Origin of the sequence: Pseudomonas japonica (assembly GCF_900188455.1) — a bacterium.
Classification (GTDB): Bacteria; Pseudomonadota; Gammaproteobacteria; order Pseudomonadales; family Pseudomonadaceae; genus Aquipseudomonas; species Aquipseudomonas japonica.
Genome location: NZ_FZOL01000004.1, coordinates 170,022 through 186,470 on the forward strand (window position 1 = coordinate 170,022; position 16,449 = coordinate 186,470).

General features: G+C 66.4%; 15 protein-coding genes. 8 read left to right on the forward strand and 7 right to left on the reverse strand.

Going from position 1 to position 16,449, the window contains the following annotated elements; all coding sequences use genetic code 11:
• Positions 1-98: 98 nt before the first annotated feature.
• The 5 genes from CHB99_RS07105 to CHB99_RS07125 all read left to right on the forward strand — a co-directional run bounded on the left by CHB99_RS07105 (position 99) and on the right by CHB99_RS07125 (position 5,779).
• The gene (locus CHB99_RS07105; protein WP_042121145.1) at positions 99-1,163 is read left to right on the forward strand and encodes a putative 2-aminoethylphosphonate ABC transporter ATP-binding protein; all 1,065 of its coding nucleotides are present in this window, start codon (positions 99-101) and stop codon (positions 1,161-1,163) included.
• Between the two features lies 1 nt (position 1,164).
• Positions 1,165-2,889: a putative 2-aminoethylphosphonate ABC transporter permease subunit gene (locus tag CHB99_RS07110; RefSeq protein WP_042121146.1), complete on the forward strand. Its 1,725-nt coding sequence runs from the start codon at positions 1,165-1,167 to the stop codon at positions 2,887-2,889.
• Positions 2,890-2,935: 46 nt separating this feature from the next.
• Positions 2,936-3,961 carry a putative 2-aminoethylphosphonate ABC transporter substrate-binding protein gene (locus CHB99_RS07115; RefSeq protein ID WP_042121147.1) on the forward strand — a complete coding sequence of 342 codons (1,026 nt, stop codon included), beginning with the start codon at positions 2,936-2,938 and terminating at the stop codon, positions 3,959-3,961.
• A gap of 139 nt (positions 3,962-4,100) precedes the next feature.
• A complete protein-coding gene (locus CHB99_RS07120) occupies positions 4,101-5,228 on the forward strand; it encodes a TIGR03364 family FAD-dependent oxidoreductase (protein WP_089266457.1) in 1,128 nt (375 codons plus the stop codon).
• Positions 5,225-5,779 (forward strand): phosphonate degradation HD-domain oxygenase, encoded by a 555-nt coding sequence (locus CHB99_RS07125; protein ID WP_042121149.1) that lies wholly within the window; start codon positions 5,225-5,227, stop codon positions 5,777-5,779. Before CHB99_RS07120 ends, CHB99_RS07125 begins: the two co-directional genes overlap by 4 nt.
• 124 nt (positions 5,780-5,903) lie before the next feature.
• Here the strand turns inward: CHB99_RS07125 and CHB99_RS07130 are convergent, their stop codons facing one another.
• The gene (locus tag CHB99_RS07130; protein ID WP_042121150.1) at positions 5,904-7,268 is read right to left on the reverse strand and encodes a GTPase/DUF3482 domain-containing protein; all 1,365 of its coding nucleotides are present in this window, start codon (positions 7,266-7,268) and stop codon (positions 5,904-5,906) included.
• Complete coding sequence (locus CHB99_RS07135) at positions 7,261-8,640, reverse strand: DUF2868 domain-containing protein (protein ID WP_042121151.1); 1,380 nt, start codon at positions 8,638-8,640, stop codon at positions 7,261-7,263. Before CHB99_RS07135 ends, CHB99_RS07130 begins: the two co-directional genes overlap by 8 nt.
• Positions 8,641-8,707: 67 nt before the next feature.
• On the opposite strand from CHB99_RS07135, the gene CHB99_RS07140 reads away from it, so the two are divergent.
• Positions 8,708-9,226, forward strand: a complete 519-nt coding sequence (locus CHB99_RS07140; protein WP_042121152.1) for a dihydrofolate reductase — start codon at positions 8,708-8,710, stop codon at positions 9,224-9,226.
• A 117-nt stretch (positions 9,227-9,343) separates the two neighbouring features.
• Here CHB99_RS07140 and CHB99_RS07145 read toward each other — a convergent pair whose 3' ends face one another.
• Positions 9,344-10,732, reverse strand: a complete 1,389-nt coding sequence (locus tag CHB99_RS07145) for an L-cystine transporter (protein WP_042121153.1) — start codon at positions 10,730-10,732, stop codon at positions 9,344-9,346.
• 243 nt (positions 10,733-10,975) lie between these two features.
• On the opposite strand from CHB99_RS07145, the gene CHB99_RS07150 reads away from it, so the two are divergent.
• Positions 10,976-12,031 (forward strand): hypothetical protein, encoded by a 1,056-nt coding sequence (locus tag CHB99_RS07150; protein ID WP_042121154.1) that lies wholly within the window; start codon positions 10,976-10,978, stop codon positions 12,029-12,031.
• 131 nt (positions 12,032-12,162) lie between these two features.
• Here CHB99_RS07150 and CHB99_RS07155 read toward each other — a convergent pair whose 3' ends face one another.
• The 4 genes from CHB99_RS07155 to CHB99_RS07170 form a co-directional block, all read right to left on the reverse strand.
• Complete coding sequence (locus CHB99_RS07155) at positions 12,163-12,972, reverse strand: outer membrane protein OmpK (protein ID WP_042121155.1); 810 nt, start codon at positions 12,970-12,972, stop codon at positions 12,163-12,165.
• A 99-nt stretch (positions 12,973-13,071) separates the two neighbouring features.
• Complete coding sequence (locus CHB99_RS07160) at positions 13,072-13,431, reverse strand: hydroxyisourate hydrolase (protein ID WP_042121157.1); 360 nt, start codon at positions 13,429-13,431, stop codon at positions 13,072-13,074.
• A complete protein-coding gene (locus CHB99_RS07165; protein WP_042121158.1) occupies positions 13,428-13,937 on the reverse strand; it encodes a nucleoside deaminase in 510 nt (169 codons plus the stop codon). The genes CHB99_RS07160 and CHB99_RS07165 overlap by 4 nt, the downstream gene beginning before the upstream one ends.
• Before the next feature lie 40 nt (positions 13,938-13,977).
• Positions 13,978-15,321, reverse strand: a complete 1,344-nt coding sequence (locus tag CHB99_RS07170) for a nucleobase:cation symporter-2 family protein (protein ID WP_042121159.1) — start codon at positions 15,319-15,321, stop codon at positions 13,978-13,980.
• A 169-nt stretch (positions 15,322-15,490) separates the two neighbouring features.
• Between CHB99_RS07170 and CHB99_RS07175 the strand changes: the two genes are divergently transcribed.
• A complete protein-coding gene (locus CHB99_RS07175; RefSeq protein WP_042121160.1) occupies positions 15,491-16,405 on the forward strand; it encodes a LysR family transcriptional regulator in 915 nt (304 codons plus the stop codon).
• The last annotated feature ends 44 nt before the right edge of the window (positions 16,406-16,449 follow it).

The following is a 16,449-nucleotide window of genomic DNA, read 5'->3' on the forward strand; positions in this document are numbered from 1 at the left end:
ATCTGCAAATACCACTATCGGCAGCTTTTGCCTTACCGCCACGGAACCTTCGCAAAGCCTCCCTAGCATGACCTCCACTAGCTCGGTGAGGTCCTGTCATGCACAACACGCTCGCAAATCCCGGCGCACACCTGCGCGTTCGCGGTATCCACAAACGCTTCGGCGCCTTCACGGCCCTGCACGACGTCTCCCTCGACGTCGCCGCCGGTGAGCTGGTCTGTCTGCTCGGCCCCTCCGGCTGCGGCAAGACCACCCTGCTGCGCTGCATCGCCGGCCTCGAACGCCAGGACCGCGGCGAGCTGACCATCGGCGAGCGCGACATCTCCACCCTGCCGCCGCAAGCCCGCGACTACGGCATCCTGTTCCAGTCCTACGCGCTGTTCCCCAACCTTACCGTCGAGGCCAACATCGCCTACGGCCTGGCCGGCGCCGGGCGCAACGAGGTGCGCCAGCGTGTCGGCGACATGCTCGACCTGGTCGGCCTGACCGGCAGCGAGAAGAAATACCCCGGCCAGCTCTCCGGCGGCCAGCAACAGCGCGTCGCCCTGGCCCGCGCCCTGGCTCCCGCGCCGTCGCTGCTGCTGCTCGACGAGCCGATGTCGGCCCTCGATGCCCGGGTCCGCGAGCATCTGTGCAGCGAGCTGCGCCAACTGCAGCGCCAACTGGGCATCACTACCCTGATGGTCACCCACAACCAGGACGAAGCCATGCTGATGGCCGACCGCATCGCCGTGATGAACAACGGCCAGGTCGAGCAGTACGCCACCGCCCAGCAGATCTACGACAAGCCGGCGACGCCCTTCGTCGCCGAATTCATCGGCCAGGGCAACTGGCTGCCGTTCCAGCGTTGCAGCGACAGCCACGCTCAGGTGGGCGAGATGAACCTGCGCCTGGCCCCCGGCGTGCGTGCCAGTGGCAGCGGTCGCCTGTTCTGCCGTCCCGAGTCGATCAGCATCAACCCCGTCGTGCACGAGGAAAACCTGTTTCCGGCGCGTCTGCGCGAGATCACCTTCCTCGGCAACCGCTGCCGCATGAGCTTCGAACTGCACCAGCTGCCGGGCCATGCGCTGCTCGCCGAAGTCGCGCCGGAAGCCATGCCGAGCCTGGGCTCGCAGGATATCTGGGTGGCCCTGCCGCCGCGCGCCCTCCAGGTGTTTGCCTGACATGGGCGCGCCAATCACCCTGCCGATCGCACCCGCGAAGGCAAGACCGCGATCCGGCGTTGCCCTGGGTGACCGTTTGTTCGTGGTCGGCGGCAAATGGCTGCTGCTGATGTTCCTGGTGGTCTCGGTACTGCTGCCGCTGCTGGCGATCTTCTGGCGCGGCTTGAGCAGCGAAGCCGGGCAGGGCGGTGGCTGGGTCGCGGCCCGCGAGCTGCTGGGCAGTGCGAACTTCCACTGGCTGCTGGGCAACAGCCTCAAGGTGTCGCTCAGCGTCGCCGCCATCGTCGTGCCGCTGGCCTACCTGTTCGCCTATGCCCTGCAACGCACGCTGATTCCCGGCAAGCGCCTCTGGCGCGGGATTTCCCTGCTGCCGCTGCTGGCGCCGTCGATGCTGCCGGCCATCGCCCTGGTCTATCTGTTCGGCAACCAGGGCCTGCTGCGCGGCCTGCTCTCGGACAACATCTATGGCTTCTGGGGCATCGTTCTCGGCGAGGCCATCTACACCTTCCCGCATGCCCTGATGATCCTGCTTTCCGCCCTGTCCCTGGCCGATGCGCGGCTGTTCGACGCGGCGTCGAGCATGGGCGCGGGCCCCTGGCGTGCCTTCCACAGCATCACCTGGCCGGCGACCCGCCAGGCCGTGTTCGCCGCGTTCTGCCTGGTGTTCACCCTGACCATCACCGACTTCGGTGTGCCCGTGGTGGTCGGCGGCGACTACCAGGTGCTGGCGCTGGAAGCCTACAAGGCCGTGGTCGGCCAGCAGCAGTTCGGTCGCGGTGCGTTGATCGGCATGGTCCTGCTGGTTCCGGCCCTGCTCAGCTTCGCCGTCGATACCTGGCTGCGCCGTCGCCAGGGCGACACCATGAGCGGTCGCGCCCAGGTCTTCGTGCCGCAGGTCTCGCGCCGTCGCGACGCCTGGTTCCTGGCCATCGTCCTGGTCGTCTGCGCCATGCTCCTGCTGGTGGTGGGCATGGCGGTGTACTCGTCGCTGGTGAAGTTCTGGCCGTACAACCTGTCGCTGTCGCTCAGGCATTACCAGTTCGACGAGACCGCCGGCGGCGGCTGGCTGGCCTACCGCAACAGCCTGAGCATGGCCGTGGGCACCGCGCTGATCGGCAGTGTGGCGATCTTCACCGGTGCCTACCTCATGGAAAAGACCCGTGGTCAGCGCAGCCTCAACCTGGTCTTGCGCCTGCTCAGCTTCGTACCGATGGCGGTGCCGGGGCTGGTGCTCGGTCTCGGCTACGTCTTCTTCTTCAACCTGCCGGGCAACCCGCTGCATGTGTTCTACGGGAGCATGGTGCTGCTGGTGGTGTGCACTGTCGCCCACTACCTGACCACCGCGCAGATGACCGCGACCACCGCCCTGCGCCAGCTCGACAACGAGTTCGAAGCCGCCGCGCTGTCGCTCAAGGCGCCGCTGTACCGGCACTTCCTGCGGGTCACCGTGCCGATCTGCCTGCCGGCGCTGCTGGACATCGTCCGCTACCTGTTCGTCTCGGCGATGACCACGGTGTCGGCGGCGATCTTCCTCTACAGCCCGGACACCATCCTCGCCGCCGTGGCCGTGCTGAACATGGACGACGCCGGCAACGTCGGCGGAGCCGCCGCCATGTCGACCCTGATCCTGTTCACCAGTGCCGGCGTCTCGCTGCTGCTGGCCTGGGCCTCCAAGGGCCTGCTGAAACGTTCCCAGGCTTGGCGCCAACGCGCGCCAGGCCATTGATCTGCGCCACCCAACCTGACCAACGTCCCTTCAAAGGAGCCGCATCATGTTCAAGCCACTCGCTCTTGCCGCTGCTGTCCTCTCTGCGTTCAGCCTGCAGGCCAGCGCCGCCCAGACCCAACTGACGGTCTACACCGCGCTGGAAGCCGAACAGCTGAAGAGCTACAAGCAGGCCTTCGAAAAGGCCAACCCGGATATCGAGATCAAGTGGGTGCGTGACTCCACCGGGATCATCACCGCCAAGCTGCTGGCCGAGAAGGAGCGCCCGCAGGCCGACGCGGTCTGGGGCCTGGCGGCGTCCAGCCTGGCGATCCTCGACCAGCAGGGCATGCTGCAAGCCTATGCGCCGAAGGACCTGGGCAAGATCGGTGGCAACTACCGCGACCCCGCCAACCCGCCTGCCTGGGTCGGCATGGACGTGTGGGCCGCGACCATCTGCTTCAACACCGTCGAAGCCGAGAAGCAGGGCCTGAGCAAGCCGGTGAGCTGGCAGGACCTGACCAAGCCTGAATACAAGGGCAAGATCGTCATGCCCAACCCGGCGTCGTCGGGTACCGGCTTCCTCGATGTCAGCGCCTGGCTGCAGACCTTCGGCGAGCCGCAGGGCTGGGCCTACATGGATGCCCTGCACCAGAACATCGGCCAGTACGTCCACTCCGGTTCCAAGCCGTGCAAGCTGGCCGCCGCCGGTGAATTCCCCATCGGTATCTCCTTCGAGTACCCGGCCGTGCAGCTCAAGCGCCAGGGCGCGCCGCTGGACATCGTGTTGCCGAAGGAAGGCCTGGGCTGGGAGATCGAGGCTACGGCGGTGATCAAGGGCACCGAGCATGAGGAGGCGGCCAAGCGCCTGGCCGACTTCTCCGCCAGCCCGGCGGCGATGGAGCTGTACAAGGAAAACTTCGCCGTGCTGGCCCAGCCGGGTATTGCCAAGCCGCAGACCGAATTGCCGGCGGACTACGAGCAGCGCCTGATCAAGAACGACTTCGCCTGGGCCTCGAAGAACCGCGACGAGATCCTGAGCGAATGGCGCAAGCGCTATGACGGCAAGTCGGAGAAGGTGGCGCAGCAGTAAGTCAAAGGCGGGGACCGCTTTGCGGTCCTTCGCGGGCAAGCCACGCTCCTACGGGGATTATCGCGATCTGCTTTCGTAGGAGCGTGGCTTGCCCGCGAAGGCCTGCAAAGCAGGCCCAAAAATCACAAGGATTTCTCAGATGACCGATTTCCTCATCATCGGCGCCGGCATCCTCGGCCTCTCCCACGCCTACGCCGCCGCCCGGCGCGGCCTGCGGGTCAAGGTCTTCGAGCGCAGCGCCACTCCGCTCGGTGCCTCGGTACGCAACTTCGGCCAGGCCCTCATCAGCGGCCAGCCCCCTGGCCAGATGCTCGACCTGGCCCGCGCCAGCCGTCCGCTGTGGGCGCACTGGGCGGAAACCGCCGGTTTCTCCATCAAGCGCAATGGCTCGTTGCTGCTGGCCCGCACCGACCAGGAGCGCGACCTGCTGGAAGCCTTCTGCAGTGGCCGTGCCGTCGAGCACGGCTACCCCGCGCGCCTGCTCGAAGGCGAAGACCTGCGCGCCCTGTACGACGGCCGCTTCGCCCATCACCGCGCAGCCCTGCACGGTCTCGACGACCAGCAGGTGTTCTCCCGTGAAGCCCTGCCCAGCCTGATCGACTGGCTGCGGGAAAAGATGGGCGTGGAGTTCCACTTCTCCACCCTGGTCCGCGGTATCGAACCGGGCCATCTGGACACCACCCAGGGCCGTTTCAGCGGCACGCAGATCGTGGTCTGCTCCGGGCACGACTACCAGACCCTGCTGGCCGAACCGATCGCCGCGCTGAAGCCGCAGGTCTGCCGCCTGCAGATGCTCCGCGCGCGTCCGCGTTTCCAGCTGGACCTGCAACATGCCCTGCTCACCGGCCTGAGCTGCCTGCACTACGGCGCCTATGCCGATCTGCCGCAGGCGCTCGCCCTGCGCGAGCGGGTCGAGGTTCAGAGCCCGCATCTGCTGGAGCACGGCATTCACCTGCTGATCAGCCCGACGCCGTATGGCGAACTGATCATCGGCGACTCCCACAGCTATGGCAGCGATGCGTCGCCGTTCAATGCCGAGCAGGTGGACGAGTGGATGATCGAGCTGGCCGAGCACACCCTGGGCGGGCGCATCCAGGTGGTCGAGCGCTGGCAGGGGGTGTATGGCTCGGGTGGTCCGGGGCCGTTCTCGCTGTTGCCGGTGGCGCCGGGGATCAGCGCCGCGCTGATGCATACCGGGGTCGGCATGAGTGTCGGCCCGGCGCTGGCCGAGCGACATGTGGCGCGGCTGCTGGGTGAAGGGGCGTGAGTACGGCGGAGCAGGTGGTGGAGGCGGTCTTCGCCCTCTACCAGCGGCATGGCGACGACGACTATATCGGCGAGCCGGTTTCGCAGCTGGAGCATATGTCCCAGGCGGCGCAGCTGGCCGTGGCCGAGGGTTTCGACGACGAAGTGGTGCTGGCGGCGTTCTTCCACGATATCGGGCATATCTGTGGCGGTGCCGAGGGCGACATGGGCGGGTTCGGCGTGGTCAGCCATGAGCGGGTCGGTGCCGAGTACCTGCGTCGGTGCGGATTCGGCGAGCGGATGGCGAAGCTGGTGGAGTATCACGTCGAGGCCAAGCGCTATCTGACGTTGCGCCAGCCGGGGTATTACCAGCGATTGAGCGAGGCCAGCCGGCGCACCCTGGACTATCAGGGGGGTGTGATGAGCGAGGCGGAGGCGGATGCCTTTGAACAGGATCCGTTGTGCGCGGTGAGCCTGCGCATGCGGTATTGGGATGAGGCGGCGAAGCTGGAGCGGGTGCCGGTGATTGACCTTGGATTGTTGAAGGCCAAGGCGATCGCATTGCTGGCCTGATTCTGTTCCCGGCTTGAGGGCCAATCGCTGGCAAGCCAGCTCCCACAGGGATCGCGCAGTCCTCAAGAACACTGCAAAACCTTGTGGGAGCGGGCGTTGCCCGCGATTGGCCCTCAAGCCGGATCTAGATTTCCTGAAGCAGCTCGTCGATCTGCTCCAGCCGTTCCGCCTGGCTCAACCTCGCCCCCGGATTCAGCGAAGACCACTGCGGATGTGCCCGCGCCTTGCTCAGCGCCGCCGGCAGCTTGCCCTCGCGCCAGACCTGGTCCGGCGGATTCTCCAGTCTGATCCGGCTCATCGCCGCATGCCCCCGTGCATCCAGCGCCTGTAGCAACTGCCGCTGCCTGACCGCCAGCAAGCGCAGCACCGCATCGTCCACCGTCAGTTCCTGCTGCCCCTTCAACTTGCCCATCAAGCGCGAGCCATAGCCACGCGCTGTTTGCAGGGCTCCCCCGGCAATGGCCCCGGCAAGCGCCGCAACGCCAAGGGTCAAACCACCAACCATCAGGTCGATCCCGGCCCCCGCCGCCGCACCGGCCACCGCCCCGCCACCCAGGCGGATGCCCAACAGCTTGAGGGTTTCCGGGTTGAACAGATCATCCCCCCAGCGCCCATCCAGCAACGGCAGGTCGCCGGTATTGGCATCCTCGCGCCGGAACGCATAGAGCTTGAGCAACGCCTCGACACAGCGCTGCTCGCGCTGGCGAATCGCGTCGCGCAGTTCGGCGATGGCCGCAGCTTCCTCTTCCGGCTTCGCCACCACGCTGCGCCGGCACGCCGCGCAATCCACCAGCAACTCGGCGATCAGGCGCTTGCCGCTGTGCTGGCGAACCTGGCGTTGCGCCTGCTGGTCATCGATCAGCCGTTGCAGGGCCGGGCGGGCGTTTTCCAGCATCAGTTGCAGGCTTTCGTACAGGCGCCGCTCGCCATCTTCCGGCGGCGCGACGCTGTCGAAACGCACCAGCGCATGCAGGCCGAGGCGGGCCAGGGCTTCGCGCCAGTCCGGCTCGCGATGATCGCTGCTGGCGACGAAGTTGAGCACCGGCAGCAACGGCTTGCCGCAACCGGCGAGGACTTCCAGCTCGTCGCGGTATTTGGCCAGCACCGGCTCGCGGGCATCGATCACGTAGAGCCCGGCATCGCTGGCCATCAACTGGCGCACCACCTTGGCTTCCTGCTCGAAACGCTGGCGTGCCTCGCTGCTCTGCAGGAAGCGTTCGAGGCGTGCCGGGCCGTCGAGGCGCTCGCCCGGTCGCTCCAGGCGTTCGAGGTAATCGAGCAGGGCGATGGCGTCTTCCAGGCCCGGCGTGTCGTACAGCTCCAGCAGCGGCTGGCCGTCCACCGACAGTCGCGCGCCCTCCACATGGCGGGTGGTGCTGGGGCGATGGGAGACCTCGCCGAAACCGACGTCGCGGGTCAGGGTGCGCAGCAGCGAGGTCTTGCCGACGTTGGTGTGGCCGACCACGGCCAGTTTCAGGGGCTCAGTCATGACCATGCTCCAGCCAGTGGATCGGCGAGCTGTCGGCGTAGGGCAGGGCCAGTTGTTCCAGGGCCTGGTGCCAGTCACCGAGGCGCTCGGCATCCAGGGCCTGGCCCGGTGCTGGCAGCATCAGCCAGATTCGCGTGGCCGCCGCGCTGCGCGCCAGTTCGGCGAGCAGCGCGAGGCTGCCGCGATCCGGCGAGCGCCGCGGGTCGCAGGCGATGGCCAGGCGCGCGGGCGGGTAGTGACTCAGTTGCTCCAGCAGGCGCCGGCGCGATTCGCGGCTGTCGAGCACACCGGCATCGGTCACCGACGCGGGCAGCGCGGGCGGCCAGGGGCGCTGGTCATCCAGCTCCAGACCGACCAGCAACGCGCCCTCATGCCGCACGTCGTCGTGACCGCGCGGGATCTGCGGCAGTTGGTCCGGCGCGGCATCGTTGACCCCCAGGCGTTCGCTGCTGGGCATCAGCGCTTCACGCAGGCCGCTGTAGCCGGGCAACTTCAAGTCCAGTGCCAGCCGCGCGCGGCCCCGGCGCCAGCGCCACAGGCACAGCGCCGCGAGCAACAGGCGCGGGAGGATGCCGTAGACCACCAGCACGCCCAGCAGCCAGCCGGCCCAGGCCTGGCGGCCGACGTCGAGGGTCGGCTGGGTGTCGCCGCTGGCGCGGATCATCTCCACGTCCGGAGTGCTGAAACCGAGCAGGGACGGCAGGGCGCCGAGGGCCTGGGTCAGGCTGACGAAGGTGTCGGCCTGGAGCAGGGTGGTTTCCCAGACGAAGCCGTAGCGGCGGGTCGACAGCAGCATCAGCAGCAAGACCAGTGCGCTGGTCAGTGCCAGCAACCACAGGCCGTGGACCAGAGTGCCGAGCAGCCAGCGGGTCAGGCGCTGGCGCTGCAGCAGCACCAGCAACGCGGGGGCCAGGTGCGCGCTCTGCGCATCGCGGGCGAATTTCTCGCTGAGCCACAACCACAGGCGACCGAGGCTGGCCCCCTGGTCGCCGGCCATGGCCAGTCCGGCGGCCCAGCCCAGGAGCAGGAGCAGGTCGAGGCCGAGCAGGCTGCCCAGGGCCCAGAACACATTGACCGGGCGTTGCCCGTCGCCGAGGGCGGCGAAGGCCAGGCCGGCGCCACTGACCACGGCCAGGACCAGCAGCACCAGCAGCGCCAGGCGTGCGCCGCGCTTGTAGTGATCGAGGGCCTGGCGCAGGCCGTCGCGTTCGGCCAGCCACAGCGCGCGGCTTTCGATGCGTTGCGCCAGGTCGCCGCCCTGCTGGCGGGCGCGGCGGTTGGCTTCCTGGTCGTCCAGGGGCCCGGTGTGTTCTTCGCGCAGGCGTATCGCTTCGCTCAGCCAGCGTTTGTCCAGGTCGGTCAGTCCGGTCACGTACAGCTTCCTTGAACCCATTACCGGGGGAAGCATAACCCAGGCATCCTTTGCTATCCTCGCCGCCATGAAAACATCACGCCCCCTCAGCCTGATCGCGGCCCTCGCCGAGAACCGCGTCATCGGCATCGACAACCGCATGCCCTGGCACCTGCCGGGGGACTTCAAGTACTTCAAGGCCACCACCCTGGGCAAGCCGATCATCATGGGTCGCAAGACCTGGGATTCGCTGGGCCGGCCGCTGCCGGGAAGGCTGAACCTGGTGGTCAGCCGCCAGGTCGGGCTGCAACTGGAAGGTGCCGAGGTATTCGCCTCGCTGGAAGACGCCATCGTGCGGGCCGAGGCCTGGGCGGCGGAGCAAGGCGTGGACGAGCTGATGCTGATCGGTGGCGCGCAGTTGTACGGGCAGGCGCTGGAGAGCGGGTTGGCGGATCGCCTGTACCTGACTCGGGTTGAGATGAGCCCGGAAGGGGATGCCTGGTTCCCTGAAGTGGACGAGGCCGTCTGGAAGAAGGTGTCGAGTGAGCCGGGGCCGGTTGAGGAAGGGAGGCCAGGGTATCGCTTCGAGGTGTGGGAAAGGATCTGAGATTGCCGGGACCGCTTTGCGCTCCTTTCGCGGGCAAGCCACGCTCCTACAAAGCAACGCTGTCGTCTGTAGGAGCGTGGCTTGCCCGCGAAGGGCCGCAAAGCGGCCCCCGAACAATCAGGAATGACTCAACTGCACCTGCTCATCCCCAGCCAGAACAGCCTTGTCGGTCTGCCCGAGCAACTGGCTGGTGATGGTCCCCGCCGTCATCGAACCACTGACGTTCAACGCCGTGCGGCCCATGTCGATCAGCGGCTCCACCGAGATCAGCAGCGCCACCAGTTCCACCGGCAAGCCCATCGCCGGCAGCACGATCAGCGCGGCGAAGGTAGCGCCGCCGCCGACCCCGGCCACCCCGGCCGAACTCAGGGTCACCACCGCCACCAGCGTGGCGATCCACAGCGGATCCAGCGGATCGATGCCCACCGCCGGCGCCACCATCACCGCCAGCATCGCCGGATACAGCCCGGCACAGCCGTTCTGCCCGATCGTCGCGCCGAATGACGCGGCAAAGCTGGCGATCGCCTGTGGCACGCCCAGGCGGCGAGTCTGCGCCTCGATGCTCAGCGGGATGCTGGCGGCACTGGAACGGCTGGTGAAGGCGAAGGTCAGCACCGGCCAGACCTTGCGCAGGAAGCGCAGCGGATTGATCCCGGCCAGGCCCAGCAGCACGCCGTGCACGCCGAACATCAGCGCCAGGCCGATGTAGGACACCACCACGAAACTGCCCAGCTTGATGATGTCGTCGAGGTTGGAGCTGGCGACCACCTTGGTCATCAACGCCAGTACGCCGTACGGCGTGAGCTTCATCACCAGGCGCACCAGGCGGGTCACCCAGGCTTGCAGGGTGTCGATGGCGGCCAGGGCGCGGTTGCCCTTCTCGGCGTCATCCTTGAGCAGTTGCAGCGCGGCCACGCCGAGGAAGGCGGCGAAGATCACCACGCTGATGATCGAGGTCGGCTTGGCGCGGGCCAGGTCGCCCACCGGGTTGCTCGGCAGGAACGAGAGCAGCAACTGCGGGATGTTCAGGTCGGCGACCTTGCCGGCGTAGTCGCTCTGGATGGTGGCCATCCGTGCGGTTTCCTGGGTGCCGGCCACCAGGCCTTCGGCGCTGAGGCCGAACAGGTTGGTCAGGACGATGCCGATCAGCGCCGCGATGGCCGTGGTGAACAGCAGGGTGCCGATGGTCAGCACGCTGATCCGGCCCAGGGACGAGGCGTTGTGCAGGCGCGCGACGGCCGAGAGGATCGAGACGAAGATCAGCGGCATGACGATCATCTGCAACAGCTGCACATAGCCGACGCCGACCAGGTCCAGCCAGCCGATGGTGGCCTTGAGCACCGGATGGCCGGCACCGTAGAGCGTGTGCAGCACGGTACCGAACAGCACGCCGAGGATCAGGCCGACCAGCACCTTCTTCGCCAGGCTCCAGCCCGGGTTGGTTTTCGCCAGGCCCAGCAGCAACGCGAGGAACACCAGCAGGTTGAGAGACAGCGGCAGGTTCATTGAAGCTCCAGTAGAAACGACGCAACCGCCGATAAACGGCGGTTGCTGAAACGAAAATGCTAACAGCATGAAAACAAACGAATTTATATCGTTATGGAATTAAAGGTGTCGTTTCTGGAATAAACACCGGTCGCTTTCAGATAAGTGCCTGCCGTTGGGGCCATTGCCGGGGTCGTTGTCAGAGCGTAACGATGGGGCTGGAGTGCTTAGGGTTGGGCGGTCATCTTTTCTGGAGAACCGCACATGAAGTTCGCTCCGAAGATTTTCGCCACCGGTCTGGCCCTCCTGCTTGCCGGACAGGCGCTGGCAGTCGAGTTGAAACACTGGCCCGAGCCGGCTGCCAAACAGCTCGACGCCATGATCGCCGCCAATGCCCACAAGGGTAACTACGCGGTGTTCGACATGGACAACACCAGCTACCGCTTCGACCTCGAAGAGTCGCTGCTGCCCTTCATGGAGAACAAGGGCGTGCTGACCCGCGACAAGCTCGACCCGTCGCTCAAGCTGATGCCGTTCAAGGACACCGCCGAGCACAAGGAAAGCCTGTTCAGCTACTACTACCGCCTCTGCGAAATCGACGACATGGTCTGCTACCCGTGGGTGGCGCAGGTGTTTTCCGGTTTCACCCTCAAGGAGCTCAAGGGCTACGTCGACGAACTGATGGCCTCGGGCAAGCCGGTGCCGAGCACCTACTTCGAGGGCGACCAGGTCAAGACCATCGAGGTGCAGCCGCCGAAGGTCTTCACCGGGCAGACCGAGCTGTACAACAAGCTGATGGAGAACGGCATAGAGGTCTACGTGATGACCGCCGCCTCGGAGGAACTGGTGCGCATGGTCGCCTCCGATCCGAAGTACGGCTACAACGTCAAACCGCAGAATGTCATCGGCGTCAGCCTGTTGCTCAAGGACCGCGCCAGCGGTGCCCTCACCACGGCGCGCAAGCAGATCAGCGCCGGCCAATACGACCCCGCCGCCAACCTCGGCCTGGAACTGACCCCGTACCTGTGGACCCCGGCGACCTGGATGGCCGGCAAGCAGGCGGCGATCCTCACCTATATCGATGAATGGAAGAAACCGGTGCTGGTGGGTGGCGACACGCCGAGCAGCGACGGCTACATGCTGTTCCACAGCGTCGATGTGGCCAAGGGTGGCATCCACCTGTGGATCAACCGCAAGGCCAAGTACATGGACCAGATCAACGGGATGATGGCCAAGCATGCGGCGGCGCAGGCGAAGGAGGGGTTGCCGGTGACGGCGGACAAGAATTGGGTGGTGGTGACGCCGGAGGAGATTCAGTAGTTCGTTGTTGTGTGGGGGGACCGCGTTGCGGTCCTTCGCGGGCGAAGCCACGCTCCTACGGATGATCGCGTTTCTCTTGTAGGAGCGTGGCTTTGCCCGCGAAGGGCCGCAACGCGGCCCCAAGACACGAATCAGAAGTGATATTTGACCAGCAGACTCGCCGTGTTCTGGTCAGTCGTGAACCCGCCCGAATCCTGAATCCCGTACTTGTCCGACCAATAGTCGTACTCCACCCCGACATACAGATGCTTCGCCTCGTACCCCAGGGCCTTGCCCAGGTCGTACTTCACCTGCGGGTTGATGTGCAGATTGGCGTGGTAGTCGCTCTGCCCGCGGCGTGAGTCGCTGGCGTCCCGGTTGTTGACGATCCAGTCGATGTAGCCGTCGATCAGCAGGTCGGAGCGCCCCAGCGGCACGGTGTACGACCACACCGGCGTGACCTGCACGGCACCGGCACGCACGCGGTGGCCGTCAGGCTTGCGGTAATAGACGTTCAACTGGAAGTAGTCGAAGCCGGGAATCGCCAGGTCGAAGCCGGGGCCGAGCAGGTAGGTCTCGGTATCGCCTTCGCCGAATTCGTAGGTGGCCGCCAGCAACACATCGCTCACCGGCCCGAAGGCGATCTTCTGCCCGGACAGCTTGCTGTAGCTCAACCGTCCCTGCAGCTCGCCGTAATAGGTGTTGTGCCCGCTGAGGCCATCTTCCCTGCCGTTGAAATTGATCTGGTCGACGAAGAAGAACATGTCGCCCCAGCTCCAGCCGCTGGCGCTTTCCAGGGTGAAGGTCTGCTGGATCGGTGGGTTGACCTTGAAGTTCTTGCCGTACAGGTAACTGACGCTTTCGTCGTGCCAGAGCAGTGGCGAGCCGCCGTCGGCGCAGGCCAATGTGGAGGCGAGCAGAAGCAGTGCGCCAGCCGGGGCGGCGCGCAGGTCGATAGGCATCGGGTGTTCCCTTGTTGTGGTTGTGGGTGAATACCGGAAGAAAAAGGTGCCCCCGCGAGGGGGCACAAAACGCGAGGCTCCCCCTCGCGGTATTGCCGGTCAGGCCCCGCCGCGGAAGCAGGACACGCCCCAGGCGGTCAGCTTGAACGGCAGGTGGTAGTGCTGGGCGGTGTCGGCCAGACCGAAGCGGTACAGCAGCACATCGAGAAACGCCGGCTCGGGCAGGGCCATGCCCTGCTGGCGATAGAACGCCGCGACCTCCAGGCGCACTTCATAGACCCCGGCGACACAGTCCCCGGCGCAGCCAGCCAGCTCGCCGAGCAGGCCATCGGCGCCGATCCGGCCAGCGCAGACCGGCACCCACTGTTCGCCATCGAGGCGCAGCAGGCTCAGCGCCAGCCCCTCGGCGACGCAGCCGCTGGCGACGTCGACGATGTGGATGGAGATCCCCCGATTCACTTCCAGAAGCCCTCATGGGCGCCAGCCGCCTCGCTTTCCAGCATCGGCCCGAGCACCGCGACCTGGCGCTGGCCGCGGGCGAACACTTCGCGGCAGGGCAGGGAGAAGGTCGGGTTTTCCGGGTGGTCGCCGGTCAGGCCGAGCAGGGCATGCTCGGACAGGGCGTAGACCACCCGGCCGATGCCGGTCCAGTACACCGCGCCGGCGCACATGCAGCAGGGCTCGGCGCTGGTGTAGAGGGTGCACTGGGCCAGTTCCTCGGGCGACAGCCGGGTCGCGGCCATGGCGGCGGCGCGCAGCTCGGCGTGCTGGGTCGGATCGCCTTCCGGCGGCATCGAGTTGTTGCCGGCGCTGGCGATCACCGTGCCCTCACGGTCGGCCACCAGCGCGGCGAACGGATGCCGGCCACTGTCGCGGGAGGTCTGCGACAGGCGGATGGTTTCCCGCAGCAGGGTCAGGTCGAGGGCCGAAACACCGGCGGGGGTGAGGTTGCTGAAGCTGGTCATGGGAACTCCGTTGGGCAGTGGAAAAGGGACGGCGTGCCGTTCAGTCGCTGAGCCGGGCGGTTTCGCCTGGCGCGCAGTCGACGGCTTTTTCGGGGTTGGGGTTGAGCAGGACATTGAGCAGGATGGCGGTGATCGCACCGAGGAAGATGCCGCTTTCCAGGACCAGCTTGAGCGCGCCGTTGGCATGCTCGAACAGGGCCGGGAAGGACATCGGCAGCACGCCGACGCTGACCGAGACGGCGACGATGATGCCGTTGCGGGTGCCGTCGAACTGCACGCGGGACAGCTCCTGGATACCGGCCACGGTGGTCATGCCGAACATCACGATGGCGCAGCCGCCGAGCACGGGTGTCGGCACCGCGGCGATCAGCGCGCCGAGCTTGGGAAACAGCCCCATCAGCACCATGATTGCCCCGGCCGCGGCCACCACGAAGCGGCTCTTCACGTTGGAGAGGGCGATCAGCCCGGTGTTCTGGGTGAAGGCGTTGTACGGGAAGCTGTTGAACAGGCCACCGAGCATGGTCGACAGGCCATCGGCGCGGAACGCGTTGCCCAGGGTGCGCTGGTCGGTCGGCTTGCCGGTCAGCTTGCCGATGGCCAGGCAGTTGCCGGTGGTCTCGGCCATGATCACCAGCATCGCCAGGGTCATGACCAGGATCGGCATGGTCGAGAATTTCGGCACGCCGAAGGCCATCGGCGGGCTCAGTTCGAACCAGGCGGCGCTGCCGATCTGGCTGAAGTCGGTCATGCCGAAGGCGGCGGCGATCAGGCTGCCGACGAACAGGCCGATGAGCACGCTGAGGTTGCCGATGAAGCCGGAGAATTTCGCGTAGATCACCAGGGTGACCGCCACGGTCGCCAGGCCCAGCAGCAGGTTGGCCGGGTTGCCGAAATCGTCGCTGCCCGGGTTGCCGCCGCCCAGCCAGATCGCCGCCGCCGGCATCAGCGACACGCCGATGATGGTGATCAGACTGCCGATCACCACCGGCGGGAAGAAGCGCAGCAGGCGGCTGAACACCGGCGCCAGGGCAATGGTGATGGCCCCGGCGGCGATCACCGCGCCGAAGATCTCGCTGAGGCCGAACTCCTTGCCGATCATGATCATCGGCGCCAGGGCGATGAACGAGCAGCCCTGGATCATCGGCAGGCGGGCGCCGAACTTCCAGAAGCCCAGCGTCTGGATCAGCGTGGCGATGCCGGAGGTGAGCAGGTTGGCGTTGATCAGGGTGATGATCTGCGCCTGGGTCAGGCCCAGGGCGCTGCCGAGGATCAGTGGGACGGCCACGGCGCCGGCGTACATCACCAGCACATGTTGCAGACCGAAAGTGAACAGCTGGCGGAGGGGAAGGACCTCGTCCACCGGGTGGGTCGGGATACGGCTCATTGCGCGTGTCTCCTGAAGGTGCGGCTGTTGTTTTTGTAAAAGGGCGCCCGTGCTGTTGGCGCAGCGACGATCAGGGATGCGTGCTGGCTGAGGCGGATTCTTTCTGCTTGTGGTCGATGAAACAAATGAGTAACCATCGATCCGGTCGATGGTTGGGGAGAGAGCGAGCATGCGTTTTTCACTGGAGCAGTTGCAGGTCTTCGTCCTTGCCGTGCAGGCCGGCTCGTTCTCGGCGGCGGCGCGGCGGGTGGGCAAGACCCAGTCGACGGTCAGCGCGGCCATCGCCAACCTGGAAACCGACCTGGGCGTGGTGCTGTTCGACCGCGCCAGCCGCATCCCCACGCTGACCCCGGCCGGGCACAAGCTGCTGCTGGAGGCCGAAGCGGTGCTGGAGCGCTGCCAGGCCCTGGAGGCGCATGCCGACGGCATGGCGGTGGAGGTCGAGCCGAGCCTGACCCTGGCCATCGAGGTGCCGTACAACACGGTGATGCCGGTGCTCGCCGAGTTCGAGCAGGCGTTTCCCTATGTCGACCTGATCGTCCGTCATCCGGTGTACGGCGATGTCAGCGAGATGGTGCTCAAGGGCGAGGCCAGTCTGGGCATCGCCTTTTCCCAGCCGGAGTACCCGCGGGAGCTGGAGTTCCAGCAACTGGGCAAGCTGATCATGGTTCACGTCACTCACCCACGGCATCCGCTGGCGGCCCTGCCAACGGTCAGCTTCGCCGACCTGCACGCCCACCGCCGCCTGGCCTTCAGCGCCCACGCCAACAAGCTGCCGAGCAGCGAATACCTGCGCGCGACACAGATGTGGCAGGCGGAAAGCTACCTGGCGCTGATGGAAATGGTGCGTGCCGGGCTGGGCTGGGCGACCCTGCCGCGGCAGTTGATTCGCCGCGAACTGGACAGCGGCGAACTGGTGGAACTGCAACTCAGCGCCTACCCGCATACCGACTGGCTGGTGGGCGTCGATCTGATCTGGCCGTTGCGCCAGGGCCGCGGCAAGGCCGAGCGCTGGCTGCGTTCGCGCTTCCAGCAGGGCAAGGTGTTCGAGCTGGACCGCCAGGGCCGCCCGACCACCCTGTAAGCCAACGATATCAATTGCGAATCACTCTTATTCCCTGCTAGCCT

Coding starts and splice junctions, on each gene's coding strand:
- CHB99_RS07105 (WP_042121145.1), top strand. CDS start 99: ATGCACAACACGCTCGCAAATCCCGGCGCACACCTGCGCGTTCGCGGT.
- CHB99_RS07110 (WP_042121146.1), top strand. CDS start 1,165: ATGGGCGCGCCAATCACCCTGCCGATCGCACCCGCGAAGGCAAGACCG.
- CHB99_RS07115 (WP_042121147.1), top strand. CDS start 2,936: ATGTTCAAGCCACTCGCTCTTGCCGCTGCTGTCCTCTCTGCGTTCAGC.
- CHB99_RS07120 (WP_089266457.1), top strand. CDS start 4,101: ATGACCGATTTCCTCATCATCGGCGCCGGCATCCTCGGCCTCTCCCAC.
- CHB99_RS07130 (WP_042121150.1), bottom strand. CDS start 7,268: ATGACTGAGCCCCTGAAACTGGCCGTGGTCGGCCACACCAACGTCGGC.
- CHB99_RS07140 (WP_042121152.1), top strand. CDS start 8,708: ATGAAAACATCACGCCCCCTCAGCCTGATCGCGGCCCTCGCCGAGAAC.
- CHB99_RS07145 (WP_042121153.1), bottom strand. CDS start 10,732: ATGAACCTGCCGCTGTCTCTCAACCTGCTGGTGTTCCTCGCGTTGCTG.
- CHB99_RS07150 (WP_042121154.1), top strand. CDS start 10,976: ATGAAGTTCGCTCCGAAGATTTTCGCCACCGGTCTGGCCCTCCTGCTT.
- CHB99_RS07155 (WP_042121155.1), bottom strand. CDS start 12,972: ATGCCTATCGACCTGCGCGCCGCCCCGGCTGGCGCACTGCTTCTGCTC.
- CHB99_RS07165 (WP_042121158.1), bottom strand. CDS start 13,937: ATGACCAGCTTCAGCAACCTCACCCCCGCCGGTGTTTCGGCCCTCGAC.
- CHB99_RS07170 (WP_042121159.1), bottom strand. CDS start 15,321: ATGAGCCGTATCCCGACCCACCCGGTGGACGAGGTCCTTCCCCTCCGC.
- CHB99_RS07175 (WP_042121160.1), top strand. CDS start 15,491: ATGCGTTTTTCACTGGAGCAGTTGCAGGTCTTCGTCCTTGCCGTGCAG.